This window comes from Streptomyces sp. NPDC048671 (assembly GCF_055587045.1).
On record NZ_JBVJHB010000003.1, the window covers coordinates 472,140 to 496,933 of the forward strand.

26 protein-coding genes and 2 pseudogenes are annotated in these 24,794 nt (G+C 70.8%); 3 read left to right on the forward strand and 25 right to left on the reverse strand.

The window, feature by feature from the left end; all coding sequences use genetic code 11:
* Positions 1-6 precede the first annotated feature (6 nt).
* The 14 genes from mmuM to ACZ6S6_RS09080 all read right to left on the reverse strand — a co-directional run bounded on the left by mmuM (position 7) and on the right by ACZ6S6_RS09080 (position 13,207).
* Entirely contained in the window at positions 7-939 is a 933-nt protein-coding gene (mmuM, locus tag ACZ6S6_RS09015) for a homocysteine S-methyltransferase (RefSeq protein WP_469704524.1), read from the reverse strand.
* Between the two features lie 201 nt (positions 940-1,140).
* Positions 1,141-2,064, reverse strand: a complete 924-nt coding sequence (locus ACZ6S6_RS09020) for an LLM class F420-dependent oxidoreductase (RefSeq protein WP_362962746.1) — start codon at positions 2,062-2,064, stop codon at positions 1,141-1,143.
* A gap of 99 nt (positions 2,065-2,163) precedes the next feature.
* On the reverse strand, positions 2,164-2,727 hold the full coding sequence (locus ACZ6S6_RS09025) for a DUF6099 family protein (RefSeq protein WP_469704482.1): 564 nt from the start codon (positions 2,725-2,727) through the stop codon (positions 2,164-2,166).
* Between the two features lie 125 nt (positions 2,728-2,852).
* Entirely contained in the window at positions 2,853-3,212 is a 360-nt protein-coding gene (locus ACZ6S6_RS09030) for a nucleotide pyrophosphohydrolase (RefSeq protein WP_362962742.1), read from the reverse strand.
* A complete protein-coding gene (locus ACZ6S6_RS09035) occupies positions 3,209-4,576 on the reverse strand; it encodes an AAA family ATPase (RefSeq protein ID WP_469704484.1) in 1,368 nt (455 codons plus the stop codon). The genes ACZ6S6_RS09030 and ACZ6S6_RS09035 overlap by 4 nt, the downstream gene beginning before the upstream one ends.
* A 154-nt stretch (positions 4,577-4,730) precedes the next feature.
* Positions 4,731-5,129, reverse strand: a complete 399-nt coding sequence (locus ACZ6S6_RS09040; protein ID WP_469704486.1) for a cell division protein SepF — start codon at positions 5,127-5,129, stop codon at positions 4,731-4,733.
* Between the two features lie 104 nt (positions 5,130-5,233).
* Complete coding sequence (locus ACZ6S6_RS09045) at positions 5,234-6,508, reverse strand: cytochrome P450 family protein (protein WP_469704487.1); 1,275 nt, start codon at positions 6,506-6,508, stop codon at positions 5,234-5,236.
* Positions 6,505-7,119 carry a GTP-binding protein gene (locus ACZ6S6_RS09050; RefSeq protein WP_362962734.1) on the reverse strand — a complete coding sequence of 205 codons (615 nt, stop codon included), beginning with the start codon at positions 7,117-7,119 and terminating at the stop codon, positions 6,505-6,507. Before ACZ6S6_RS09050 ends, ACZ6S6_RS09045 begins: the two co-directional genes overlap by 4 nt.
* Positions 7,097-7,450, reverse strand: a complete 354-nt coding sequence (locus tag ACZ6S6_RS09055; protein WP_469704488.1) for a DUF742 domain-containing protein — start codon at positions 7,448-7,450, stop codon at positions 7,097-7,099. Before ACZ6S6_RS09055 ends, ACZ6S6_RS09050 begins: the two co-directional genes overlap by 23 nt.
* A complete protein-coding gene (locus tag ACZ6S6_RS09060; RefSeq protein ID WP_362962730.1) occupies positions 7,447-7,872 on the reverse strand; it encodes a roadblock/LC7 domain-containing protein in 426 nt (141 codons plus the stop codon). The genes ACZ6S6_RS09055 and ACZ6S6_RS09060 overlap by 4 nt, the downstream gene beginning before the upstream one ends.
* Entirely contained in the window at positions 7,869-9,239 is a 1,371-nt protein-coding gene (locus tag ACZ6S6_RS09065; protein ID WP_469704490.1) for an ATP-binding protein, read from the reverse strand. Before ACZ6S6_RS09065 ends, ACZ6S6_RS09060 begins: the two co-directional genes overlap by 4 nt.
* Before the next feature lie 95 nt (positions 9,240-9,334).
* Complete coding sequence (locus ACZ6S6_RS09070) at positions 9,335-10,333, reverse strand: MBL fold metallo-hydrolase (protein WP_362962726.1); 999 nt, start codon at positions 10,331-10,333, stop codon at positions 9,335-9,337.
* 470 nt (positions 10,334-10,803) lie between these two features.
* Positions 10,804-11,979 (reverse strand): Gfo/Idh/MocA family protein, encoded by a 1,176-nt coding sequence (locus ACZ6S6_RS09075; protein ID WP_362962724.1) that lies wholly within the window; start codon positions 11,977-11,979, stop codon positions 10,804-10,806.
* Between the two features lie 427 nt (positions 11,980-12,406).
* Positions 12,407-13,207 carry a DeoR/GlpR family DNA-binding transcription regulator gene (locus ACZ6S6_RS09080; protein ID WP_362962722.1) on the reverse strand — a complete coding sequence of 267 codons (801 nt, stop codon included), beginning with the start codon at positions 13,205-13,207 and terminating at the stop codon, positions 12,407-12,409.
* 185 nt (positions 13,208-13,392) lie between these two features.
* Here ACZ6S6_RS09080 and ACZ6S6_RS09085 point away from each other — a divergent pair, with 185 nt between their 5' ends.
* The gene (locus ACZ6S6_RS09085) at positions 13,393-14,277 is read left to right on the forward strand and encodes an SIS domain-containing protein (protein WP_362962720.1); all 885 of its coding nucleotides are present in this window, start codon (positions 13,393-13,395) and stop codon (positions 14,275-14,277) included.
* A 169-nt stretch (positions 14,278-14,446) separates the two neighbouring features.
* Here the strand turns inward: ACZ6S6_RS09085 and ACZ6S6_RS09090 are convergent, their stop codons facing one another.
* From ACZ6S6_RS09090 to ACZ6S6_RS09100, 3 genes are all read right to left on the reverse strand, one after another.
* Positions 14,447-14,998 carry a hypothetical protein gene (locus ACZ6S6_RS09090; RefSeq protein WP_469704493.1) on the reverse strand — a complete coding sequence of 184 codons (552 nt, stop codon included), beginning with the start codon at positions 14,996-14,998 and terminating at the stop codon, positions 14,447-14,449.
* 247 nt (positions 14,999-15,245) lie between these two features.
* The gene (locus ACZ6S6_RS09095; protein ID WP_469704495.1) at positions 15,246-17,951 is read right to left on the reverse strand and encodes a cellulose binding domain-containing protein; all 2,706 of its coding nucleotides are present in this window, start codon (positions 17,949-17,951) and stop codon (positions 15,246-15,248) included.
* A 189-nt stretch (positions 17,952-18,140) separates the two neighbouring features.
* On the reverse strand, positions 18,141-18,830 hold the full coding sequence (locus tag ACZ6S6_RS09100) for a TetR/AcrR family transcriptional regulator (protein ID WP_362962714.1): 690 nt from the start codon (positions 18,828-18,830) through the stop codon (positions 18,141-18,143).
* A gap of 70 nt (positions 18,831-18,900) precedes the next feature.
* Between ACZ6S6_RS09100 and ACZ6S6_RS09105 the strand changes: the two genes are divergently transcribed.
* On the forward strand, positions 18,901-19,914 hold the full coding sequence (locus ACZ6S6_RS09105) for an NAD(P)-dependent alcohol dehydrogenase (RefSeq protein ID WP_362962712.1): 1,014 nt from the start codon (positions 18,901-18,903) through the stop codon (positions 19,912-19,914).
* Between the two features lie 120 nt (positions 19,915-20,034).
* Here ACZ6S6_RS09105 and ACZ6S6_RS09110 read toward each other — a convergent pair.
* The 8 genes and pseudogenes from ACZ6S6_RS09110 to ACZ6S6_RS09145 form a co-directional block, all read right to left on the reverse strand.
* Positions 20,035-20,121, reverse strand: a pseudogene (locus tag ACZ6S6_RS09110) (IS5/IS1182 family transposase); the annotation flags it as partial.
* A 25-nt stretch (positions 20,122-20,146) separates the two neighbouring features.
* On the reverse strand, positions 20,147-20,743 hold the full coding sequence (locus tag ACZ6S6_RS09115; protein WP_362962710.1) for a hypothetical protein: 597 nt from the start codon (positions 20,741-20,743) through the stop codon (positions 20,147-20,149).
* A 177-nt stretch (positions 20,744-20,920) separates the two neighbouring features.
* Positions 20,921-21,508: a hypothetical protein gene (locus ACZ6S6_RS09120; RefSeq protein WP_469704497.1), complete on the reverse strand. Its 588-nt coding sequence runs from the start codon at positions 21,506-21,508 to the stop codon at positions 20,921-20,923.
* Positions 21,509-21,721: 213 nt separating this feature from the next.
* Positions 21,722-22,153: an SHOCT-like domain-containing protein gene (locus ACZ6S6_RS09125; RefSeq protein WP_362962706.1), complete on the reverse strand. Its 432-nt coding sequence runs from the start codon at positions 22,151-22,153 to the stop codon at positions 21,722-21,724.
* A 17-nt stretch (positions 22,154-22,170) separates the two neighbouring features.
* Positions 22,171-22,431, reverse strand: a complete 261-nt coding sequence (locus tag ACZ6S6_RS09130; protein ID WP_362962704.1) for a hypothetical protein — start codon at positions 22,429-22,431, stop codon at positions 22,171-22,173.
* Positions 22,428-22,790 carry a DUF2089 domain-containing protein gene (locus tag ACZ6S6_RS09135; RefSeq protein WP_362962702.1) on the reverse strand — a complete coding sequence of 121 codons (363 nt, stop codon included), beginning with the start codon at positions 22,788-22,790 and terminating at the stop codon, positions 22,428-22,430. The genes ACZ6S6_RS09130 and ACZ6S6_RS09135 overlap by 4 nt, the downstream gene beginning before the upstream one ends.
* A gap of 438 nt (positions 22,791-23,228) precedes the next feature.
* The gene (locus ACZ6S6_RS09140; protein ID WP_469704500.1) at positions 23,229-23,630 is read right to left on the reverse strand and encodes a Zn-ribbon domain-containing OB-fold protein; all 402 of its coding nucleotides are present in this window, start codon (positions 23,628-23,630) and stop codon (positions 23,229-23,231) included.
* A 158-nt stretch (positions 23,631-23,788) separates the two neighbouring features.
* Entirely contained in the window at positions 23,789-24,493 is a 705-nt protein-coding gene (locus ACZ6S6_RS09145; protein ID WP_363075872.1) for a TetR family transcriptional regulator, read from the reverse strand.
* A gap of 107 nt (positions 24,494-24,600) precedes the next feature.
* Between ACZ6S6_RS09145 and ACZ6S6_RS09150 the strand changes: the two are divergent.
* A pseudogene (locus ACZ6S6_RS09150) lies at positions 24,601-24,794 on the forward strand (electron transfer flavoprotein subunit beta); the annotation flags it as partial.

Here is a 24,794-nt window from a genome sequence, read left to right on the forward strand (position 1 = left end):
GCAATTTCACCCCGTCCCCGGATCTTCTGGCCCTCCTTCCGCGTGGTTCCGTTCCACGTGATTCCCTTCCGTGTGGTTCGCCGCCGGTGCGCCGAGCAGCGCGGCCAGTTCCGCGATGGTGTCCGGACCAACCCGGCAGCAGCCGCCGACCAGCCGCGCACCGGCCGCCCGCCAGGCCCGGACCCGGCCGGGATCGAACGTGGCGCCCCCGGTCCATCCCCGTCTCCAGGCATCCCAGCGTTCACCGCTGTTCGGATAGACGACGACCGGCTTGCCGGTCGCCTCCGCCGCCATCCGGACGGCCCGGTCCGCGTCGGCCGGATCGCAGCAGTTCACCCCGACCGCCACCACCTGGTCCCGCCCCGTCGCGAGGCCGAACGCCTCCTCCAGGGGCTGTCCCGCCCGGGTCACCCCGCCTGCCACGGTGTAGGAGAGCCAGACCGGCAGCCCGCACTCCCCCGCGACCCGCAGCAGCGCCTCCGCCTCATCGCTGTCCGGCACCGTCTCCAGTGCCAGCGCGTCGGGGCCGGCGGCGGCCAGCGCCTCGATCCGGGGCCGGTGGAAGCGTTCCAGCTCCCGGACCGAGAGCCCGTACCGGCCCCGGTACTCGGCGCCGTCCGCCGTCACCGCCCCGTACGGGCCGACCGAGGCGGCGACCCACACATCCCGCTCCACCGAACCGGCCGCCCGCCGGGCCAGCTCCACACTGCGGGCGAACAGCGCGGCCGCCTCCGCCCGCCCGATACCGCGCCGCCCGAACCCTTCGAAACTCGCCTGATAACTGCCGGTGATGAGCACCTGCGCACCCGCCCGCACATACGCCGTGTGCGCCGCCTCGATCTGCTCGGGCCCGTCGGCGAGCAGCCGGGCGGACCACAGCGCGTCGGACAGATCGCAGCCCTGCGCCTCCAGTTGGCCGGCGAGGCCACCGTCGAGCAGGACCGTCCCCGCCGCAAGGGCCGCTGCGAGGGGCCGGGACGGCGTCCCGGCGAAGGGCCGGGCGGAACCGCGGGAGTCGCGGGCGGAATCGCCGCCGGAGTCGCGGGCGGGGTCGCGGGCGGAGTCGCGGGCGGAGTCGCGGGCGGAGTCGCGGGCGGGCTGCACAGGTGTTCCTCTCCTCCCCGGTCAGGTCAGGTCAGGTCAGGTCAGCTGGGACTGGACCTGTGACGAGATCAGTTCCAGGTGGGCCAGGTCATCGAGATCCAGCACCTGGAGGTAGATCCTCGAAGCCCCGATGGCTTCGAACCGGCCGATCTTGTCGACCACTTCGGCGGGCGAGCCCGCCAGGCCGTTCGCCTTGAGCTCCGCCACGTCCCGCCCGATGACGGCGGCCCGGCGCGCCACCTCGGCGTCGTCCTTTCCGACGCAGACGACCAGGGCGTTGGAGTACACCAGGTCGTCCGGTCCCCGGCCCGCCGCCTCGGCCGCTTCCCTGACCCGGCCGAACTGCTGCTCACTGTCCTCCAGCGAGGCGAACGGGATGTTGAACTCGTCCGCGTACTTGGCGGCCAGCCGCGGTGTGCGCTTCGCGCCGTGCCCGCCGATCAGTACCGGCACCTTCGCCTGCGCCGGCTTGGGCAGCGCGGGCGAGTCGGTGAGCTGGTAGTACGTGCCGTCATAGCTGAATGTCTTGCCGACCTCGGTCGACCACAGCCCGGTGATGATCGCGAGCTGCTCCTCCAGGCGGCCGAACTTCTCCTGGGGGAACGGGATGCCGTACGCCTTGTGCTCGTCCTCGAACCAGCCTGCGCCCAGGCCCAGTTCGACGCGGCCGCCGGACATCTGGTCGACCTGTGCCACCTGGATGGCGAGCACACCGGGGAGCCGGAACGTCCCCGCCGTCATCAGCGTGCCGAGGCGGATCCGCTTCGTCTCTCGCGCCAGCCCGGCCAGCGTGATCCAGGCGTCCGTCGGGCCGGGGAGACCGTCTCCCCCTCCCATGTGCAAATAGTGGTCGGAACGGTAGAAGGCATCGAAGCCGAGGTCCTCGGTCGCCTTGGCGACGGTGAGCAGGGTGTCGTAGCTCGCCCCTTGCTGGGGCTCGGTGAAGATTCGAAGATCCATGCATCCATCCTGCACCCCCGGACACCGCTCGTCCCTCTCCTGCCTCCTTTCACCGCCGCGGTGTCCGGGGCATCCCGGGCATCCGGGACGGCGGGTCGCTCAGGGCCGGCCGGCGGCCGGTCCCGCCGGTCCCGCCGGTCCCGCCGGTCCCGCCGGTCCGTGGAGCACGCCGTGGGGGCCGTCCCGCTCCCTGCCGCGCTCCAGATCCTGCTGGCGCTCCCGGTCCCGTTCGTCGAGCAGCCGGAGCATTCCGCGGACCCGGTCCGTCGACTCGTCGGCGGCGTCGATCGCCTCCATGCACTGCCAGTACAGGCTCTGTTCATCGGTCTCGCACGCCACCCCGACCAGGGCTATCCCTACTTCCCCGAGCAGCGCGCCCAGCCCCGTCAGCGCGGCGCGCGGATCAGCGACTTCGGAGAGCTGTGTCGCCCTGGCTACCCCGGCCCGCGCCGCCGGATGGTCAAGTGCCCCGTTACTTCTGCCACCGATCTCACTGAGGCCTCCCGCCTCGCCCCGTAACTCCTTGGGACCGCTCGCCGCCAGCCGGCTTCCGACCGCCTGTGCCAGCGCCTGGGCCTGCCAGGCCTCCGCGATGATGTCCGGCGTGCCCCTGCTCTGGGACAGAGCCCGCCTGATGACCGCTACCAGCCGCTCCGCTTCCATGTGTTGCCCCCGTTCGGTACGAAAACCCGCTCACCTCTTCCATTACCCACAGTGAGGGTGGCGGTACCGGAAGGCCAGGGGATTTCGGAAATCTGTGGACACCCTGTCGACTGTGAATAAGTCGATCACTCCGAAGAGTGACGATCGGGGGTATCCATACCCTTCGTGGCCGGGAAGCGCACCTCGTTCCGCTCGATCTTGGCCGCCAGCGCCGCCAGTGCGTCGATGCCCAGCACCTCGCAGAACTGCAGCAGATACGCGAGGACATCGGCGACCTCGTCCGACACCCGGTGCGCGGTCCCGGGATCGTCCATCACACGGGCCGACTGTTCCGGCGTCAGCCACTGGAAGATCTCCATGAGTTCGGATGCCTCGACGCTCAGCGCCGACGCCAGGTTCTTGGGGGTGTGGTATTGCTCCCAGTCGCGTGCGGCCGCGAATGCGGCGAGTCGTCGTTGCAGGGCGGGTACGTCGAGTTGTGTCACAGCCCCAGGTCTACCACCGTCGCTCCGACCGTCCCGCGGGCCCGTGCCGCGCCCGCCTCCGTCACCGTGCCGAGCAGCCGGACGTGGCCGGCGGCCGCCGCCGAGGCCGCCGCGGTCAGCAGCTCCCGCGTCTGCTGTCCGTCCAGGTCCCGGTCGAGCCCGTCGGCCAGCACTGTCAGGGTCTGCAGAGCCTGCGGCACCTCCGACTCGCCGCCCGCCGGGTCCGCCCCCGGCCCCATGAGCAGGGCCACGGCCAGTGCCAGGTAGCGGAGTTCGCCGTCGCCGAGCCTTTCCAGCGGGGTGCCGTGACCGTCTCCCCGGGCCACGACCGCACGGACCAGCCCGTCCGCCGGCCGCTCGACGCCGATCCCGGTCACCGGTCGCGCGAATCCGGCGTTCGCCAGCGCGACCAGCCGGGCATGGCGCCGCCCGTGCCCGTATCCGTACCCCTGTCCCCGCCCCTGCCCGTTGCGCGCGGCATGCAGTACCGCCGCGAGGTTCCCGCAGTCGCGGCGCAGCCGGCCCTCGCCCGGCGGCACCGGTGTCCGCATGCGATGAGGCCGCGGTTCGCAGGCGAAGGCCGGGCGCAGGGCCACCACCATCTGTTCGGCGGCGGCCAGCACCTGTAGCTGACCCGGTGTCCGGCCCGCGACCCGCAGTGGCAGCAGTGCCGTGCCCAGCCGGTCGTCCGGCAGCTGTTCCCGCCTCACCGGGAGCTCGTCCGCGGTGTGCCAGGCCGCCTGGAGCGTCGGCCGCCCCGGATCGCGGAGCGCGGTGCTCAGCAGCGTCTGCCCGGCCCGGGTCAGCCGCTCGCCGACGATCCGGAGGGTGGGCTCGGCCTGGACGGCGAGTTCGAGCCGGACCGGCCCGGCCGGGCCGTCCGCCGTGCACCCGATCCGGAACCCGCGCCGCCCCTGCCGGTCGGCCGCGGCCCCTTCGGGCACGCACCCCGCCGGATCGGGGAACACCTCGGCGAGCGACGCCCCGGCTGCCAGCCGGGACAGCGCCTCGTACGCGCGCAGCGCACTCGACGCGCCACTGCCCGAGGGACCGGCGAGGAGGGTGAGCGGGGCCAGCGGCACGGTCGTGCCCCGATGCGCGGCGAAGGCGGAGAGCCGCAGCTCGGTCACCACGGGCCCGGCCCAACGCCCGGACCGCGGCACGGCATCGGCGTCGGCATCGGCATCGGCATCGGCATCGGATTCAGAGCCGCCATCGGAGCCGGGGTCAACTGCGGATGCGGGATCACACCACGGTCCGGAGCCGGGATCGGCTGCGGATGCGAGGTCACGCCACGGTCCGGAGCCGGGGTCGGCCGCGGATGCGGGGTCGGGTGCGAGGGCGCCTGGGCGGGGTGCGGTCATGCCCCGGACCGTACGCAGGCGGCTCCCCGGCGAACCGTTCCGCCGGATCGGCCGTCCTTCGATCGGAGTAAGCCGCCACCCGCCCGCATACCGCGCCACCGATCTGGGTAGCCCGGATGCGCGACCGTCCCGCAGCGCCCTCGCGGCAGCCCTTCTAGGCCCCCGGCACGCCCGCCGCCGTCACGCCCTCGACCTCCATGCCAATGGGCGACAGCAGGAAGACGTTCCGGTCCACCCGGTGCATTCCGCTGCCCAGCCCGAAGACGACGCCGCTGGTGAAGTCCAGGATCCGCTTGGCCACATCGGGCTCGGCGCTGGTCAGATCGAGCAGCACCGGAATCTGCGTGACCAGGTACTCGGCGACCTCGCGTGCGTCCGCGAAGATCTGGACCCGCAGCACCACCATGCGCCGCTGCTCCGCGCTCTCCCGCTCCTCCGGAACCGTCCGGTGGTCCACTCGGGAGGGCCACTCGTTGCGGCTGCGCAGCGGTACGACCTGGGCCAGTCCCTCCCACTGCTCGTCGGTGACGTCATACCTGTCGTACCTGCTCACCGGACCACCCCGTCTGTGCATCGGTTGGCGTTGCGCCGGCTGCGCTCACTGTTCATCGGGCAATTCTCTCGCTCCTCACCCGTTCGGCCTACCAGCGACACGGTTCAGGACCCGATCGACACCGTCGAAGTGCTGCCGGGCTCAGTCGCGGAGCGCTCGTCCGGGCCGGCGGTCGCCCTGGTGTCGAGGGGGGTGAAACGTACCGGAAGATGCGCCAGGGCCCGGTGGAACGGGCCGGGTCGCCACAGCAGTTCGCTCACCGGAACAGCCAGTTCCGCATCGCACAGCTGGCTGGTGAGCTGCTCGATCGCGGTCATCGCGATGAGCAGCGCGGGCTGCTTCGCGGGGCACCGGTGCGGTCCCGCCGACCAGGCGAGATGGGCGCTGGCCCCGGAGCGGGCCCCCGCGTCCGGGGCGGCCGGTGCGGACTGGGTGTTGGCGGCCCCGAAGGAGACCAGGACCAGCTGTCCGGCGCGCAGCCGGACGCCGTGGAACTCGGTGTCGTGGCGCGGGTAGTGCGCGGCCAGGTTGGCCAGCGGCGGGTCCTGCCACAGGACCTCGTTGATCGCCTCGTGCGCGGTCATCGCGCCCCCGTGCAGCGAGCCCGCGTACCGCTCGTCGGTGAGCATGTGCAGGGTGGCGTTGCCGATCAGGTTCGTCGTGGGGTCGTGGCCCGCGCTCATCACCAGGGTGATCTGGCGCACCGTCTCGTCGTTGTCGAGACGGGCCGGGTGAGCGAGGAAGTACGAGGTGAGATCGCGGCGCGGGCGGGCGCGCCGGTCGGCGACGAGGCGGGTGACGACCTCGACGAGGTCGGCGTACGCGGCGGCGGCGCCCTGCGCCGAGTTCATCATGCCGCCGATGCCGTCGACGATCCGTTCGCCGTCGTCGGGGGCCACGCCGAACCAGGTGATGAAGACGTGCAGCGGGAGCCGCCGGGCGTACTGGGCGATGAGATCGCCGGTGCCGGTGGCGGCGAACTCGCCGATGAGCTGCTGGGCGACCCTGGCCACCTCCGCCCGCAGGATGTGCGGTTCGATCAGCGCCAGGGTGTCGTTGATGACGTCGCGGTAGCGGGCGTGCTCGTCGCCGTCGCTGAAAAGCGCGGTGGGGCGGTGTCCGAGCACGGGCAGCACCGGCGAGTCCGGCGGGACCGTCGCCTGCCAGGCGCGGGGGTCCTTGCTGAAGGTGTGGGTGTCGCGCAGCAGGTCGACGGCCGCCTGGTAGTCGGTGACGAGCATCGCCTCGACGCCGGGGGCGATCCGGACCGGTACCAGTGGCCCGTCTTCGCGCAGCCTGCGGTAGTGGCCGTGCGGGTCGGCCGCGAAGTCGGGGCCGTACAGCGCAAGGGGCTGCGGCGGCTGTACGAACAGGGTCATGACGGGTCCTCGGGTTGCGGCATTCGGGTCAGCACGTGTTCGGCCAGCGCGATCAGGGCGTCGATGCTGCCCCGGCGTTCCCTGGCATCGCACTGGATCAGCGGGGTCCCCGGGGCGAGGTCGAGGTGTTTGCGCAGGACCTCGTCGCTGTGGGCGGGCGCGTCGGGGAAGCGGTTGACCGCGACGGCGTACGGCAGCCCCTGTTCCTCCACCATGTCCATGACCGCGAAGGAGTCGCCGAGCCGTCGGGTGTCCACCAGGACGAGCGCGCCCAGCGCGCCACGTGCGATGTCCTCCCACAGCGGCAGGAAGCGCTCCTGGCCGGGTGTGCCGAACATGTAGAGCACCAGGTCGTCCGGGACGGTGAGACGTCCGAAGTCGATGGCTACCGTGGTCGTCGTCTTGTCGGGGAGTCCGGCGGTGTCGTCGAGCAGGGTGCTGGACTGGGTCATCGCCTCCTCGGTGTGGAGTGTGGGTATTTCGGAGAGCGTACGGATCAGGGTCGTCTTGCCCACGCCGAAGGGACCCGTGACGACGAGCTTCATCAGGGTCCGGGCGGCGGTCGGCAGATAGCCGACGCCGGTCCGGTCAGTGGAGGGAGCGGAGTCCAACGAGCAGCCTCTCGACGAGCGACCGGTCGATCTCCCCGGCACTGGGTATCGGCGGTCGGGTGAGCAGAAGTCCGGCGGCCGCGAGATCCGTGGCCAGGAATACGGTGGCGCTGACCGGCAGGTCCAGATGGGCCGCGCACTCGACGACGGTGAGTGCGCCCGGTTCCAGCAGTTCGCACAGCCTGCGCTGTTCCGAGCCGGTGTCGGGGAGCAGGACCGCATCGGTGCGTACGAGCACGGCGAGCCGGTCGAGCGCGGGGCCGGCGGGCCGGGACCGGCCGCCGGTGACCAGATAGGCGGGGATCAGACGGCGTCCCGGTCCGGAGCTCATGGCCGGGCGGCGGTGTCCGGTTGACGGGCGGGCGCGTGCATCGCCCGGGTCAGCGCGGTGACCTGTACCTGCATCTGGTAGGCGATGTCGCCGAGTTTGGCGCCGGGTTCGGCGAACAGAGCGAGCGTGGTGTTGTTCCCGGCCGGTACGACGACGGCGAAGCCCAGCTCGGACTCGACGACCGTCTGGGCCAGTTTCGGGCCCTCGACGTCGGTGAACGCCGTGGTGAAGGCGCGAGCCGCGGCGTGCAGGGTCGCCGTCATCGCGGCGACCCGTTCGCCGGACGCCCGGTCGAGACCGGGTGAGGCGCCCTCGATGAGGCCGTCACCGGTGGCGACCACGGCATGCTGGACTCCGGGCAGTTCCAGCAGCGGGGTCAGCACCCATGCGAGGTCACCGGTGGTGGGGCTGGGGGCGCTCACGTCTCGTCGTCTCCTTGGTCGTCCTGGTCGCCCAGGTGGTCGTGGCCGTCCGAATGCGGTGCGGGGGCCCGCCCGGCGACGCTCCTGCCGTTGAGGGTGCCCTGCTGGAGCGCCGCCCAGGAAGACTCGGCCTGCTCCGGTGTACGGGACACCTGTCCGGCGGCCGGGTCGGTGGCGGGTGCGGCGGACGCGACCGCCGCCGGACGGGGTGCGCGCCGGCGCCTGCTGGGCAGGCCCGCCGGCTCCGCGGCGGCGGTCTCCGGCGGGTCCTGCGCGGGAGGCGCGGGGGCGTCCGGCTCCGCCGCGGCAGGGTGCGCCGATACGGGCGCCGGTGCCAGGGCGGAGAGGGTCCGGTCCTCCTTCAGCACGGTCAGCAGATGGGCGGGGACACGCAGGATCGTCCGCATACCGCCGAACGGCGAGGCCTCGATGTGGCAGTGGAAGCCGTACTGCACCACGAGCCGGCCGACGACCGCGAAGCCGGTCTGCGGCGGGTCGCCCAGCTCGGTGAGGAGCACCTCGGAGCGGCCGGCCAGCAGAGCGCGGGCCCGGTCGAGCGCGTCCTCGTCCATGCCGATGCCCGCGTCGTCGACGACCAGGAACGCGCCCCGGCCGCCGCTCTGCTGGAGCGTCACCGTCACATCGGTGTCGGGGTGCGAGTACGCGGTGGCGTTCGCCAGCAGTTCGGCGAGGGCGATCGCGAGGGGTTCGGCGGCCCTGGCGACGAGCGCGAGCCGTTCCTCGCGCAGATGGTTGGCCACCTTGATCCGCTCGTAGCCGGCGACGCGGGACTGGGCACCGAGCACGATCTCGACGAGCGGTGAGTTCTGCCGGGCGAGGCCGGGCCAGGCGTCGCACAGCACGGCGGTGGACTGGGTCCGGCGCAGGGCCAGTTCGTTGCGGAAGTCCAGTTGCAGGATGCGCGGGTCGTCGTACTCGTGCTGGAGCTCGTGCAGCAGCTGCTGGGACTGGTTGAGCAGCGACTGGATCTTGGCCGAGGTGCCGCGCATCGCCGCACGGGCGGCCGCGTCGACGCGCTGCCGTTCCTCGATGACGGCGGTGCGTGCGGCCTGTACGGCTTCGGTGAGCAGCCGGGCGGAGTCGCCGTCCACCTCGGCCGCCTCGCGCAGTCCGGGAACCTGGGCGCTGGGGTGGGAGAGGGCGACCGCGACGGCCGGGATCCGTTTGTGGGCCAGTTGCCGGATCTCGTCGACGAGTGCGGCGGTACGGGCCTCGGCGGCCTTCAGCTGCCGTTCGGTCAGCTCGGCGTGGGTCACGGCGAGCTGTTCCGAGCGGGCGGACCCGTACGAGCGCGTCGCCGCCGCCACGGCGGCCACGACGGCGATCACCGCCACGATCCATCCCATGCCGTTACCGCATTTCTGTCGTCGGGTCGGTCCTCCGGCCGGGGCGGCGGCGGAGGATCAGGCGGACGGCCCGGCCTGTGCGGCGGGCCGGACGGTCACTCCGGCGCGCCCGCGGGCTCACCGGCCTGCTCGACTTCCTGTGCCAGCACGGCCACCTCGGTCATCACCTCGAGCACGCCCGGCAGCGCGGAGCCGTCGAGCTGCCGGTACTCGCTGCCGATCGTCACCACCAGCCGCTCGGGGAGTCCGAGTTCGGGGTGACGGCCTTCACCGATCACCCGGCGGGCCGCCTCCAGGGCGGGTACCCCGGCGGCGTGGAAGGAGTGCGCACGCTCCCGTACGTACTCCAGATAGACGATGTGGTCGCGTACCCCGGCCCGGTCCAGGACCGGCCCGTGGCCCGGCACGACGGTCTCGGCTCCGGTGGCCAGAACCTGTTCGCAGGCAGCGATCACATTGCTCAGCGGGCCCGCCCAGTGGATCGGGTGGTCCCCCGGCTGCTGGAGTGTCGAGGAGAAGATGATGTCGCCGCTGAACACGGCGCTCTGGGCGGGCAGGTGGACCATCAGGTCACCCGTGGTGTGCGCGGACGGCAGGGCGGAGATCTGGACGGGGTACTCCCCCAGGGTCAGTTCGAGCTCCCCGGTGAAGTAGGTGGTGGGCTGGACCGGTTCGGTCTGCGACCAGTCGAACGGGCCGAAGTGGCGGCCGAGGTAGGCGCCGAGCGGTCCTGCCGGATCGCTGCCGTTGACGAGCGCGTGCTGCTGTTTCGGGGTCGGCTCGTAGTGAATGTGGTCCCGGGCCTCACGGGTCGCGATGATCTCCGCGTCCGGCAGTACGCCCGCGCCCCAGAAGTGGTCGCCGTTGGCGTGCGTGACGATCACCCGGTCGATGGAGACACCGTCGGGCAGCAGCTTCGTGCTCTCGGCCAGGAACTGTCCGGCCAGTACCGGGTCGTACGGGGTGTCGATCCAGAGCGCGCCACGGGGCGAGACGAGAAGGCCGCAGTTGGCCAGCCCCCAGCCCCGTTTCGGCGGGAGCCACGCATGCAGGCTCCGGCCCAGGTCAACGACGTCTCCACCCGTGATCGACATGGACGCGATTATGCCGACCCCCTTCCGGTCGTGCGTTCGAACTCGGCCACAATTATCTCCCGTTGGCTTGAAATCGCCGCTCCAGCACATCCGGGGCGGTTGACCGGTGACCCTGCGAGAGCACCGGAGCCGCCCCCCTTACGGGACTATCCGGACAGTCAGGTCAATTACGCCCGACCGTCCACCGCCACGTCGTCATTGCACAACGGGCGGACGTCAAACCGGAAGAGGCCGATTACCCACTGAGCATGGCTGAAAACAGACGCCGCAAAGCCCCCGGCGGGCCGCTGGAAAGCGACCTGCCGGGGGCCTTGTGACACGCGGTGTCCCAGGATCCGTCCGGCGGATCATGTCCGGCCGGACGGGCCTTCGCGGACAGGGGGGTGGTCCCGAGGTCCGCGGCCCGGGTGGGACCGCCGTGCCCCGCCGGACAGGGCCGAGGCCCTGCCCGGCCTTTTCCGGTCAGATCCTCAGGTGCGGACCTGACCGCGTTCGAAGTACTCTGCCAGCTCGGGGTCGAGGGCGGGCACGTCGTACGGTGCGCCGCCCTCACGCAGGGAGCGGGTCGCGAGCACACCGGCGGCGACGCTCATCCGGGCGGCGACCGGCGAGGTGTCGGTGACACCCCCGTCGCGCACGAAGCGGCAGAACTCCTCCATGATCCGGGTGTCCCCGCCGCCGTGCGAGCCGCCGGCCTCCGGGACCCGGTAGGTGATGTCGGCGTCGGCGCGGTATCCGCTGGGGCCGGTGTTCCAGACCTTGACCTCGTCACCGGGGCTGTCGCCGAAGTTCTCCAGCCGCCCCTCGGTGCCGATGACGGTGTAGTTGCGCCAGTAGTCCGGGGTGAAGTGGCACTGCTGGTAGGCGGCCACGACGCCGTTGTCGAGCTGCATGTTCATCACCGAGACGTCCTCGACGTCCACGATGTGGTGCAGGTCCTTGCGGGCGGTCGGCGGCCAGTCGAATTCGCGCAGCCAGTTGTCGGGGCGCGGGGTGTCCGGCTCGCGCCGCGGCAGGTCACCGTAGACGAGCAGGTCGCCCAGCGCGTTGACACGCCGGGTGTAGCCGCCGGCCAGCCAGTGCAGCACGTCGATGTCGTGCGCGGCCTTCTGGAGGAGCAGCCCCGTGGTCCGGGTCCGGTCCGCGTGCCAGTCCTTGAAGTAGTAGTCGCCGCCGTAGCCGACGAAGTGCCGCACCCAGACGGCCTTGGGCTCGCCGATGTCGCCGCGGGCGATGATGTCGCGCATCAGCCGTACGACACCCATGTGCCGCATGTTGTGGCCGACGTAGAGCCGGGTCCCGGTCTCGTACGCGGCGCGCAGGACGTTGTCGCAGCTCTCGACGGTGATCCCGAGCGGCTTCTCGACGAAGACGGCCTTGCCGGCCCGCAGCGCGTCGATGGCGATGGCCTCGTGGGTGTCGTCCGGCGTCGCGATGACGACCGCGTCGAGGTCGTCCCGGCCGAGGAGCAGTTTGTAGTCATCGACCGCGACGTCCGTGTCGAACCGCTCGGCCTCACGGCGGCGCACCTCGGGGTCGAGGTCGCAGACGGCGGTGATCGCCGAACCCTGTCCGGGGTGGTGGGCGGACATCGCGATGGAACGGCGCAGGCCGAGTCCGATGACGCCGAGTCGCAGGTCTGACACGGGGGTTCCCTCTCTGTCTGTACGGGTGGTGCGGGTAGTGCGGGTGGTGCAAGTGGGCGGTCTCCGGGCTACCGGCCGGCGAAGAAGGCGCGACCGCTGCCCCTTCGCCGCGACAGGCACATAGTTCACGACGGCGCACCGCGGTGGCAAGAGTTGTTCATTTTGATGACGTAACAAACATTTAATGGCACGTAAAAGCCACTGCCAGTCGCTCGCAGGGCGCCCGAGGGCCTGAAATGCACACAGAAGCATCCCGGATCCGGGCACCGGATGCTCGATCATGCATGCATCTGTGCACATTCCAGCACGTCAGAACACAGTCGGGGTAGGCACGCAGAACGGCGGGTCACCACACCCCTCGGGTGGGACGACCCGCCGTTCGGACAACTCACACCGCGCGGACTGCGGACCGCGGAAGGCGGACAACTCAGACAGCGATGACCGTGACGCCGGCCTCGGTGAAGCGGGCCGTCACCTCAGGCGTGATGCCCTTGTCGGTGACCAGGAAGTCGACCAGCCCCAGGTCGAAGACCCGGGCGAAGGCCCGCTTGCCGATCTTCGAGGAGTCGGCCGCCACCACCACCCGCTGGGCCTGCTGGGCGAGCAGCCGGTTGATGCTGGCCTCGCCCTCGTGGTGGACGTACGCACCGCGTTCGGTGTCGATGGCGTTGACGCCCAGGACGGCGACGTCCAGCGTGATCTCGCCCAGTACCCCGCTGGCCAGCGGGCCCGTCAGCTCGTACGACTGCGGCCTGGCCACCCCGCCGGTCACCACGATCTTGATCTGCGGCCGGATCACCAGCTCATTGGCGATGTTGAGTGCGTTGGTGACCACCGTCAGGGTCGGCTGGCCGGCCACCCCCGCGGCGCCCTCCCCCACCAGGTCGGGGCGTACGGCGAGCGAGCGGGCCACCTCGGTGATGGTCGTGCCGCCGGTCAGCCCCACCACCTCGCCGACCGCGACCAGTTCGGCGACGGCGCGGCCGATGGCCTGCTTCTCCGGGGCGTTGCGCCCCGTCTTGTAGCGCAGCGCCAGCTCGTAGCTGACACCGTGCGCGACCGCGCCGCCCCGCGTGCGGGTGAGCAGCTGCTGCTCGGCGAGCTGGTCCAGATCGCGGCGGATGGTCGCGGCCGAGACATTCAGAGTCCTGGCGGCGTCCTCGACGTCCACCCGGCCATGCTTACCGACGAGCTCCAGCAGTGCGTTCCACCGGGAATCCCTGGACACGTGAACTCTCCTTACGGGTCCGGGCTGCGGACACCCATCCCCTTGGGCGCGGTCACCGGACTCGCGCAAGCGTCGCACAGGGCTCCGGCGAGTCAAGCCACTTGCAAGGAGAATGCTTGATAATGCTTGCACATCCCGTATATCGTGCGTTAACGAGCATCCAATCACCAGTACGGAGTGCAAAAGTGTCATTTGTCGAGATCGAGACAGCCAGTCAGCCGGACTGCTGGCGCCGTGCCGCGGACCTGGCGCAGAGCCAGGCGGCCGCACTGCCCGTGACCGGCGAGCGCATCGCCGTGGTCGGCTGCGGCACCTCGTTCTACATGGCTCAGGCCTACGCCTCGCTCCGTGAGGAGTCCGGACAGGGCGAGTCCGATGCCTTCGCCGCCTCCGAGTTCCCGTTCGGCCGCCGCTACGACCGGGTCGTCGCCCTCACCCGCTCCGGCACCACGACCGAGGTGCTCGAACTCCTCGACCGGCTGCGCGGGGTGACCCCCACGGTGGCCATCACCGCCGACCCGGAGACCCCGGTGATGACGTCCGCGGACGCGGTCGTGGTCCTCGACTTCGCCGACGAGCAGTCCGTCGTGCAGACCCGGTTCGCCACCACGCTGCTGACGCTGCTCCGCGCCCACCTCGGCCTGCACACCGACGCCGTGGTCCGCGACGCGGAGACCGCGCTCGCCGAGCCGCTGCCCGAAGGACTGCTGGACTGCACCCAGTTCACCTTCCTCGGCCGCGGCTGGACGGCCGGTCTCGCCAACGAGGCCGCGCTGAAGATGAAGGAGGCCTCGCTGTCCTGGACGGAGGCGTACGCCGCGATGGAGTACCGCCACGGCCCCATCAGCATCGCCACCACGGGCACCGCGACCTGGATGTTCGGCACCGCCCCCGAGGGCCTGCGGGAGCAGGTCCTGGCGACCGGCGCCCGCTGGGTCGAGAGCGGGCTCGACCCGCTGGCCGAGCTGGTACGCGTCCAGCGCCTGGCCATCGCCCGCGCCACCGCCCGCGGCCTGGACCCGGACAGCCCGCGCCACCTGACGCGTTCCGTGGTGCTGGCCGACGCCTGAGCCCGTGCCGGACTCTGGCCGACGCCCGAGCCCGTGCCGGACATCGTCGGGAGCAGCGTGCACGCCGCATCGGTGTCCTGAGGAGCCGGCCGCCCTGCGCCGGGCGGCCGGCTTCCCCGTACTCAACGCCCTTCGCGGCGCGGGCACGGCCGGCCGGGTCAGCTGCCGGTCAGGACTCCTCGAAGTAGGCGTCCAGGACCGCGTCGAAGCCTTCCGTCCACTCCTTGAGGCTGCTCCTGGCAGCCGCCTCGACCTCCGCGTTGAACCAACGCATGGTCGACATATGGACCGTGATCGTGAACCGGCGGCCGAACCGGGCCGGCTTCAGTTCCACCGCGCCGATCTCGTCCCAGCGGAAGTCGGCCTCCTGGTCGTCCAACGTGAACCGGATGCCGTCACGGTCCGCGGTGATCGAGCCGCGGCGGTCGCTCACCTCGAACGCGGGGCCGTCCCCGTCCTTGCTCTCCTTCTCCTCCTCGTCGTCCGCCGCCTCGGCGACGGCCTCGCCGTCGGGCTCCGCGTCCTCGGACACGGCCTCCGCTACGGCATCGTCGGGCACGGCACCGTCGGACACGACGTCCTCGGATGCCGGCTCCTCGGTCCGCTCCGGCTCCTCGTCCGCCTTTCCGGTGGCTCGGGGGGTCGTGAGACCAGGGATGTACGCCGGGTCTGTCCCTGCGGCGTACGCGGGCTGAGTGTTCGGATCTATGCGCTGCTCCACGGCGGGCAGTATGGCCGACGAACCTGTACGGGGCCAGTGAGCCCGTGTTCACCCGCCCTCGCTCGTGCCTGCGGACGGTGACGGGGGCGTGAACGTGGACGGTGACGTGGACGCGAACGTGGACGTGGCGGAACGGGGCGGGGCGGTGGCGGGGCGGACCCGCCGGTCCGGTTCCGCCCCGCCACCACCCACCGCCCATCACCCACTGCCCGTCAGATGCCGGCTGTCAGGCGTCAGGCGTCGGGCGTCAACCTTCGGTGCAGGCCTCGCCCCCCAGAGCGAACGCGGTCGGGTTGCCGTTGCCGCCCGACAGGGTGCCGGTGAAGCCGAAGCCCGCCGACTCACCGGCCGCCACCTTGCCGTTCCACGAGACGTTGGCAGCCGTCGCCCTCGCCCCGTCCTGACCGGAGACCGCGTTCCACATCTGGGTGATCCGCTGGCCGTCCGGGAAGGTCCAGCCGAGCTGCCAGCCGTCCAGGGCCGTGCTCCCGGTGTTGGTGAGCGTCACATCGGCCTGGAAGCCGTCGGCCCACTGGTTGGTGACCTCGTACGTCACCGAGCAGGCCGCGCCCTCCGGCGGATTCCCCGGGTCGGTACCGGGGTCGGTGCCCGGGTCCGTACCGTCGCCGTCCGAGGAGTCCCCGTACATGATTCCGCGCCCGTTGGTCGAGACGTACACCCGCCCGTAGACCCTCGGGTCGCCGGTGATGGCCGCGCCGATCCAACCCCACTGGTGCGCTTCGTCGTTGATCCGGGTCCAGCTGGTCCCCGCGTCCGTGGAACGGAAGACGCCGCGTACCCCGCCGATCTTCGCGGTGATGAAGAGCGTCTGGTACGAGGCGCCCGCGGCCGCCTTGCCGAAGCCGACGGAGTCCGCCTGCTCGACCCCGGACAGCTCGGCGAACGTCGCCCCCGAGTCGGTGGAGTGCCACAGCCCGTAGGCCCCGGTCGCGCTGCCTCCCGCGAGCCACACATCGCCCTCGGTGCCCGGCACCGCCTTGAAGCGGACGTTGCCCTCGGCGGGCAGGCCGCTCGACGCCTTCGCGGTGAACGTGGCGCCACCGTCCGTCGAGACGTAGAAGGTTCCGGCCGCGTACCCGTAGAACTTCTTCGGGTTCTTCCGGTCGGACTCGACCGTCGCCCCCGCCGGTATCCCGGTGGACGCCGACCATGACCTCCCGTACCCGGTGGTGTGCTGCACGCCCGCGCCCTCCGGGCTCCACACGAAGCCGCTCGCGTCGGCCGCCGCTGCCACCGTGCCGCCGCCGGTCACCCCGGAGGGCTCGGAACCCTGGAACCAGTTGGCCCCGTTGTCCGTGGAGAAGCCGATGTGCGGGGCGGCGTCCGCGTCCCCGACCCGTACGACGGTGCCGGGGCTCGTCTCCGCGAAGTCCAGACTCGTGGTCGAGGTGAGGTTCGGCGAGGTGAACATCATGTCGGGCACGGCGTCGAGATCGGTGTGCCGGAAGCCCCCGACGTCACCGAGTGCGCTGAGCAGCGGGGCTCCCGAGGGCGGGCTCGCCAGGTCGTTGACGGCCGTCTCCTCCAGCCCCTTCACCATCGGGGTGATCCTGAACCGGCTGCCGGAGTCCCAGTTCTTGAGGTTCTCGGTGCCGTAGATCGTCGCGCCGGTCCCATACATCATCCGGTTGGAGTCGAACGGGTCGATCTCCAGCGCCTCCGTCATCCAGCCCAGCTTGGGCGTGGCCTCCGGCGGCGCCGGACTGGCGCCCCAGGTGAGCCAGGGCACGGAGGAGACGTCCTGGGTGAAGCGGTTGGTCCGGTCCGGGTAGCTGCTGTAGTCCCAGGCCTGAGTCCAGGTCGCCCCGCTGTCCGTGGAGCGGAAGATCTGGGTGTCCGGCCACCAGGAGCTGTACGCGGTGGCCATCAGGGTGCCGGGCTGCTGCCGGTCCACGGACAGCCCGCTGAATCCGTAGTACGTGTCGGCCTCGGCGACCGGACTGACGTCCTTCCACTCACCGGTCGCCGTGGCGTACCGCCAGATCCGGCCCTTGCCGCCGTCGTAGGGGCCGCCGGTGTCGCTCAGCGTCAGATACAGATAGCCGCCCGAGGAGTCGAGCACGCCCTTGTGGGCCAGGTATCCGGTCGGCTGCCCGGCGATGCGCGACCAGGTGGCCCCGCCGTCGGTGGAGCGGTAGACGGTGTTGTCCTTGTCGGCCACCCCGACGTAGATGTCCTGGGTCGCGCTGCCCGCGCTGCCGGTGCGCTCGTCGAAGGTCACCCAGACGACGCCCTGGTTGTCGTTGCCGTATCCGCTGGTGTCGGACGGGTCCTGGGAGTAGTTGCCGGGGTTCGGGAAGGCCGTCACCTCCGACCAGGTCACGCCCGAATCGGTGGACCGCCAAAGGCCGTTGCCGCTGGGCGCGCCCAGGTACAGCACGGAGTTCTTGTTCGGATCGACGGCGAGGCGCTCCCCCATGCCGCGGCCCGGCATATTGCCGCCGAGCTTGAACGGGAGCGTGCTCGCCTGCCAGCCGGCGCCCCGGTCCGAGGAGCGCAGGACCGCGCCATTGGTCGGGTCCCAGCTGTTGGTGTACGTCCCCACGGCCGCGTACACGTTGTCCGGGTCGGCCGAGTCCGAGGCCAGGCTCACCACCCCGGACCAGCCCCAGTGGTCCCAGTCCACCCAGTCGAGCAGCGGCGTCCACTGCTTGCCGGACTGGTCCCAGCGGTAGGCGCCGCCGATGTCGGTGCGCGCGTAGGCGAGGTTCTTCTCCGACCGGTTGAAGACGATGCCGGGCACGAAGCCGCCACCGTCGATGCGCACGTTCTTCCAGTCGTATGTGTCCGCGGCGAGGGACACATCGGATGCTTCGGCGGCACGGGTTGCATCGGCGGGGCGTGCCGATGCCGGAGCGCCGGCGGCGAACAACCCGGCGGTGAGAGTGAGTGCCGCCAACAGGGCGGCCAGGGGTCTGACGCTTGAGCGCACGGAAACGTCCTCTCCGAACGAGACCGCCGACAACGGCGGTACAGGGCGGGTACGGATGTGGGAGCGCTCCCATTCGCGTCCTGATGGTAGCGGCGCGAACCCGCCGGGAGAAGGGTGGTACGCGGGGTTCATCGGATGACTTGGCAACGCGGCGTTCCTGGCACGACCGAGGCGTAACGACGTGCGGTCTCACGGACCTTGAGGGGGCTGGTGGACGCGGCGCAGCTCCAGCGGGGCCGGCGGCGGCAGGGGCGCCGCTCGGTCGGCCCGGAAGGACTGGAGCAGGTAGCCGGTCAGCCGCCGGGACGCGGCCGCCGAGACCTCCGGGGACTCTCCGCCGACGCCGTTGTTCGCGAGCAGCAGGAGCGTGACGTCGCTGGGGTCGAAGTCGGCTCGGAGCTGCCCCGATTCCTGGGCGCGGCGGACCAGTTGGACGACGCCCTCCTCGGCGCAGGCGCGCCGGCCGCCGAAGTCGACGGCGTCGGGGAACCGGGAGAGGAACGCGGCCGTGAAGCCCCGGTCGGTGGCCTGCATCGCGCACACCTTCTCGATGAGGGAGCAGAAGCCGCGCCACGGATCGGGATCCCGCAGCGCCTCGTCGAGGGCCGTGACGCACAGGGCGAGTTGCTCGGAGAACGCCTCCCTGACGAGTGCGTCCCGGGTGGGGAAGCGCCGGTAGAGGGTGGCGACCCCGACGCCGGCCCGGCGGGCGATCGCGGTGACGGGCACGTCGATGCCGTGGGCGGCATAGGCCTCCCGGGCGGCTTCGAGGATGCGGTCACGGTTGTGCCTGGCATCGGCCCGCAGCCCGGCCGACGATGCGGACGGCATCGATTCAGCGGCAGGTGCGGGGCGCTTCCGAGAGGGCTGAGCAGACATGTCTCTCACTTTACGGTAAGTGGAAGGGGCCATCCACTTAGGCTGCTAGCTTGAGGAGAAGGAAGCGGAAATGGCTGTTCCGCTCACGGCTCCCGAGACAGAGCAGGACGAGAACTTGAACGAGATGCGCGCGGTCCTCTACGACCGGTACGGCCCCCCGGAGGTGCTGTACGTGGGCCAGGTACCCGTGCCGGACATCAAGCCCGACGAGGTGCTGGTCCGCGTCCACGCGGTCGGGGTCAACGGCGGTGAGCTGTACGGCCGGGCCGGGAAGGTACGGCTGGTGACGGGGCGCCGCTTCCCCAAGCGCACCGGGATCGACTTCGCGGGCGAGGTCGCCGCCCTGGGCCCGTCGGCGGCCGGGGTGCGGGTGGGTGAGCGGGTATGGGGCGTTCTGCCGCGACGGCTGGGCAGTGCGGCGGAGTACGTCGCCGTCCCCCCGCGGAACATCTCGCCCGCCCCGGAGAACCTGACGCCCGAACAAGCCGTCTCCCTGCTGGCCGGCGGGACGACGAGCCTGACCGCCCTGACCGTCAAGTCCGGCCTCCGGCCCGGTGAACGGCTTCTGGTGCGCGGCGGGAGCGGCGGGGTCGGCAGCGTCGCGGTACAGATCGGCAAGGTGCTCGGCGCCCATGTCACCGCTCTCGCGGGTGCGAAGAACCTCGACTTCGTCCGCGGCCTGGGCGCCGACGAGGCCTTCGACTACCGGACGACCGGCCCCGCCGAACTGGGCGCCTTCGATGTCGTCCTGGACACGGTCGGCACCGAGCAGCGCGCCTACCGGCGGCTCCTGGCTCCGGGCGGGCGCATGGTGGCCGTGGCCTTCGACATCGAGCACCTGCTCCCCTCCCTCTCCTACCTCCTCGCCTCGGCCGTCCACGGCTCCCGGCGGGTGCGCTTCTTCAGCGGCAACCCGCACACCGAGCTGCTCGCCCGGGTGGCCCGGTACGCGGAGGACGGCGCGATCCGCCCCGTCGTGGACACCGTCCACCCCCTCGCGGACGTCGCGGTCGCGCACCGGGCGCTTGAGGACGGCGGCGTGCGCGGCAAGCACGTCATCCGGATCGGGCCGGCGGATCGGTAGCCACTGAGCCTTTTCCAACCGCACGCTGACGCGTGGTGAAGGACGAGGGCGGCCTGGACGATCGTTGTGACGCGGTTGGTGCTGCAGCGGAGTTTCTGTATGCGGCGCCAGGTCTTCATTGCCGTGACGCTTGTGTTTACCCGAGTAGTACGGGGTGTCGGCGGCGATCCGGTCGATCGGCGGCAGGGCACCGTCCAGGATCACGAACGGGGAGTTGGCGAAGGGGTGGGGTTCATGCGCGGGAGCGGGACAGAGCCGCTGTCTTGCGGGAATCGCAGAAGGCGAACGCGAACGGCCCCAGCACCGCGGCGCCCGCACTCGCGGCGAGCGCCGCGCCGGGCCGGAACCATACCGGGAGTTCGGCGAACAGATCGCCGGCGGTGAACACCAAGCCGATGAGCGTCACCGTGGTCAGCAGGATGCCTCCCACCGTGACGAGCGCACTGCACTGAGCGAGAAGCCTCCATGCCCGTGCGCGTCCCGCCCCGGGGCCCTCGGGACGAAACGGTTCCAGGGCCCTCCTGACCTCGACCGGCCACCGGACGACAAGCACGTCGTCCATGTCGTCGGGGTCGTGGGTGTTGTGTCGGAGTCCGACGGCCTGTCCGACCAGGCCGCGTCCACGGCCGGGTACCGACAGCGGGCAGGTCACCCTCCGGCGGAGAACGCCGTGTCCCGACACGTCGGCGCTGATGATGAGCGTGTCGGGGCCTTGTACCTCGCTGGGGCCGTCTTCGATCGAGTCCTCGATCACGCCGACGGCCAGATGCCCTTCGGCGAATGGTTCCTCTGTTGGGCGGGCCGGTTTGCCGGGGCGTCCGAAGGTCATCGACGGTTCTCCGTCCTGTCGTCGGGGCATCCGTCGAAGAGCACGTCGTGTTCGTCGTCGGGGTCGGATGTGTTGTGGCGGAAGCGGGGCGCCCGTCCGGCCCAGCGATCGTCCGGCCCAGCGATCGTCCGGCCCCGACGAGTCTCCCAGACTCTCTGCGCTCCGGCAGGCGCATGATCACGCCACATTCGCGTCCGCGCCGGAGAACCCATCGAACAGAACGTCGTGCACGTCGTCAGGATCGAGGGTGTTGTGACGGAAGCGGATCGGTCCTCCGAGCCGCCGACGAGGGTTGTTTCCGTCCCGGTACACCTTCCGGCGCAGGACGACTCCGTCGGGCAGCTCTGCGCTGACCCTCAACTCGTACGACGCAGGGTCGTCGCCACCGCCGCCGGGGCACTCGATCACCCTGTCGACGCGGCCTATCGACACATACCCGTCCGCGAAGCATGCCGCGAGGCGCTTATCACTGCTTATGGCCATGAGGATGCCTCCGCCGAGCGGCACCCCGGCGGCAGTGCCCCACAGCCACCAGTACACGTCCGTGCGATCGATGCCGGCAATGTCGAACCAGATCGCCAACGCGAGCGTGGCGAACGGAGCGAGGAGGAGCAGCGGGATACTGGCCAGCACCGCCATCACGCCGATCGTCTCCATCCGCGACCACCGTCGGATGCGCTTTCGGGTCTCGGGCGTGTCCGTCTTCGACATCCAGTCCGCAGTCTGGTCACCAGCGTTGTGGATCCACTGGCCAAGCCACTTCATCGTCCCCTCCTTCGCGCTGCCCTCCGGGGGCTCGGGGACGAGCGCCCGTCGGTGCGCCTCGAGTACTGGGCCGCCGACAATCCCATCAGGATGCCCTTCCGCAGCCGTCACCTCAAGCGGTAGCAGCGCCACCACAACAGCACACGCCAGGATTCGGTGCCCGGCGGGCGCGGGGCAGGCTGCGCCCGAGCGGCGCCCTGGGCCGTGGCGGTGTTACTCGCAGAACACCTGCACCTTTCCGCTGGGGTCGTCGACGTCGACGGTGACCTCGTCGAGGTGCTCGATGAGGTCCTCAAGGTGCTGCGGCTTGAGTTCGGTGAGGTCGATCGGTACCCCTGACCTGTTCAGCTCCGCGTTGACCTTGGTGAGCGCCTGCGGCGGGAGGAGGCTCGCGATCCGGACCCCCGCGCGCAGCAGCTGCAGCGGGATCTGAATGTTGACCCGGCTCGGCCCGTCGCCGCCGCCGTCCTCCGAGTTCACCACCAGACGCAGGTACTTGGGCCGCGACTTCGGGCGGGGCGCGGCCCCCTGCAAGGTCTCGGGCTGTTGGCGTTCGAGAGCGTCGATCAGCCGCTCGGCCTCGTCGGCGGTGACCTTGCCGTCGGCCAGCATCTGCAGGATCTGGCGGCGTTGCTCGTTCATCATCGTTCTCCCCTTCTGATTCATCTGACGCTTATCAGCACGGCCGTCGGGCCCTGCTCCATCTCGAACCGGGTGCCGGGCAGGGCCCACAGGAGTCGCCAGGCAGTGCACAGCGCGCCCACCGGACTCACCCGGAAGACGAGGCAGGCGACCAGTCCGGCCGACACGGCGAGCAGCAGCAGAGGTGACAGCACAACGGCCAGCGGCAGGACGGGGGCGTACAGCCGTCGCCGGCGGCCGTCGGAACGGCGGTAGCGCACCGTCACCAACTGCGGGATCACCGGGGCCTCTCCAGCTCGGCCAGCGCCTCCTCGGCGCTGATCTCACCCCGCTGCAGACGGTCAACGACGTCGGCGCCGGCGGGCGCCGGGTCGGTGTCGACGAAATCGAGGGCTTCGGCGATCCGCTTCAGCCGGGACTTGATCGTCGGGTAGCTCACCCCGAAGATCCGCTCCATCTCCTTGATCGAACCGTGCGACCGCACGAACGCGGCAACGAACACCTGGTCGTCGACGCCGAGCTGCGCCAGCTGCGGGGGCTCGAACTGCCCCTCGACCGCGACGCCGTTGTCCGCGAGCCGGACCCGCTCGACCACGAACGGCCGCCCCTGCGTCAGGTCCGTCAGTTCCTGCCAGTCCACCCTCGGCTCCCCACACTCAGTGATGCGCTCACATTCATTTTTACATTGAGTTTTTTAAGTCGTCAACGAATGAAGCTTAAGTTTTCTGACTTGATCTTCAGATACCTCAAGCATGCATCCAACCGAGCGCGATGCGTCGGCGGGCACATTTCGGACACATGGGGACGCCTGACAGGGAGAACGAGTCGAGCGAGGGGTGAGACGACGACGCTCCCGGAAGGGGCGGGCATGCGTTGGCCCGCCGGCTGACGAGGCCCTTCGTCGACTGGGGTCGTGTGGTCAACGGCCTGGGCCAGCGGGTTCATCGACCGCCGTTGTTCGAGCAGCCGGACGCAGCTCAGCGCCCGTTCGGCCGGGTGGATCCGGTCACGGATCGCCCCGGCGGCCCGGAGGGGCTCACTTGCTCCACGGCCGGCCCTCGGCCCTGGCCGCGATGTGTCAGTACCAGTTGGCCGTGAGGGGCGGATCGCACAGTTCGAGGACCACCTCACCCGCCTCGGAGGTCGTGCCGTCGACGGGCCGGACCCGGTCGCCGACACTCACGAGGTGGGGTGCCGCGCCCACGATCCGGCACCGGTACACGAAGCCTTCAGGGAAGCGGACCAGGGACTCGTTCCGCATGACCCGCGAGTAGCGGTTCACCACACTGGACCGCACGACGACGCCGTGACCATTGCTGCGTTCGGGTTCGAGGTCGCTCGACGCGCAGGCGGGACACAGCAGTTTACGGAAGGAGGCGGTGCCGCACCATCGGCACACCTGGTAGACCAGCCCCGCCACGGTGTGGGACTCCGCCGCGTCGCCGGCCGTCCGCCCCACATCGGTTCCGGTACTGAACACGTCTCGGCCTCCCGCGCTCGACTCGGTGCGCCGCACCTACGGCGACGGGCACACCGGCACCGTATGGCACTTAGTGCCAGCACGTAAAGGTACTGAGTACCGAAAGTTGCCTCCGACCGGCGGCTCGATCCCTCCGGCGGCTCAATCCTTCCGGCGGCTCAATCCTTGCCGAGAGCCGATTCGATGCGCTGCACCACGCGCCACATGGGGGCGCCCTTCGCCGCGACCATCACGATCACCTCGTCCTCGCGGGCGCTCACGGCAGGTGGCCCGGCCGCCCGGCCCCACACCGTGCGTACGAGTTCGAGCGCCCGGTCCACCTCGGCCCCGGCATCACCCTCACCGCCCGAACGCAGCCAGGACCGGAGACCGTTGTTGTGCGCCGCGACCACCGAGGCGGCGATCACCTCGGCACGGAGCGCGGCGTCCCGGGTGCCGGCGCCGCGCCGCTCCAGATACCCGGCGAGGGTCCGCTCGTAGCGGCGCACGACGGAGAGTTCGTAGGTACGCAGACCGGGCACCTCCCGGGTGAGCCGGTAACGCTGCACGGAGAACTCCGGGTTCACGGCGTACATCCGCAGCACGAGCCGGGCCGCGTCGCACACCGTGTCCACCGGATCGCCGTCACCGGCGGCCTCCAGGAACTCGGTCATGTCCGCGAGGCAACGCTCGTGATCGGGGAAGACCGCGTCCTCCTTCGACGGGAAGTAGCGGAAGAACGAACGCCGCCCCACTCCCGCCCTGGCGACGATGTCGTCCACCGTGGTCCGCTCGAACCCGCGCTCCATGAAGAGCCCGAAGGCCGCCTCGGCAAGCACGTCACGCATCGGCGGCTTCTTGGCTGGTCCACGGTCCTCAGTCATGGCGGAAACGTAGCACCAGAAGCGGATATCCGGCACTTGGTACCTTTACTCAGGGTACTGAGTGCCATAGGGTCGGCATACGAACCGCATCAGTGAGGAGAGCCGGCGTGAGCTTGAGGATCGTTGTCTGTGTGAAGTACGTGCCCGACGCGACCGGTGACCGGCATTTCGCCGATGACCTGACGTTGGATCGTGAGGATGTCGATGGTCTGTTGTCGGAGCTGGATGAGTACGCGGTCGAGCAGGCGTTGCAGATCGCGGGCGAGGTGGATGGTGCGGAGGTCACCGTGTTGACGGTGGG